Raw genomic sequence first — 836 nt, 5'->3', positions numbered from 1 at the left:
GAAATTGTTTTCGGATCAGTGGTATCGGGAAGACCTGCTGAGCTGGAAGGCATAGAGAATATGGTGGGATTGTTTATCAATACCATTCCTGTGCGTATAAAAGTAGATGGAAAAGAAACTCCTCGCCGCCTTTTGAATAAGCTTCATCAGGATTCTATTCAAAGTACAGGTTATCATTTTAGCAGCTTGGCAGACATACAGTCTTTATCTTCATTAGGAAAAGATCTGATCAATAATATCATAATTTTTGAGAATTATGCAAGGAAAGACGATCAGGAAATGCTTACAGACATTGTTTACGAAAATTCAGAAACTTTTGAACAAACGAATTATAATCTCAATATAGTTGTAGTTCCTGCTACGGATTTTTTAAAGATTGAGTTCAAGTACAATTCATCTGTATATCATTCATCAGCGATAACCAATTCATTACTGCATTTCCATAATCTACTGAACCGGTTTAGGACTTTTCCTGATGTAGAAGTCTCAGAAATGGATTATTTAGGGCCGGAAGAAGAGGAGCTACTATTGAAAAATTTTAATTCCACGGAGATTGTTTATCCTGAAGAAACAATAGTGAGTTTGTTTGAAGAACAGGTTAATAGCTGTGCGAATAGTGTAGCATTAATATATGATGATGTAAAGCTTAGCTACAATGATTTAAATACAGAATCTAACCGTCTAGCTCATTACCTGAGAAATCATTACAATATCAGGTCTAATGACTTGGTTTGTATTGAGTTGCCACGTAATGAAAAGATGATTGTTTCGATTCTTGGAATTCTAAAATCAGAAGGAGCGTATGTTCCGATTGATGTGAATTACCCTCAGGAAAG

At 35.2% G+C, this 836-nt stretch carries 1 protein-coding gene; it reads left to right on the top strand.

Translation table 11 applies throughout. From position 1 onward, the window contains the following. Nucleotides 1-836: condensation domain-containing protein (locus G9C87_RS20690; protein ID WP_172284695.1), on the top strand; the 836-nt coding region annotated here is incomplete at both ends.

The organism is Chryseobacterium sp. LAM-KRS1 (assembly GCF_013184525.1).
Classification (GTDB): Bacteria; Bacteroidota; Bacteroidia; order Flavobacteriales; family Weeksellaceae; genus Chryseobacterium; species Chryseobacterium proteolyticum.
The sequence above is the reverse complement of the archived record's forward strand: the minus strand, read 5'-3'. Positions and strand labels throughout refer to the sequence as shown.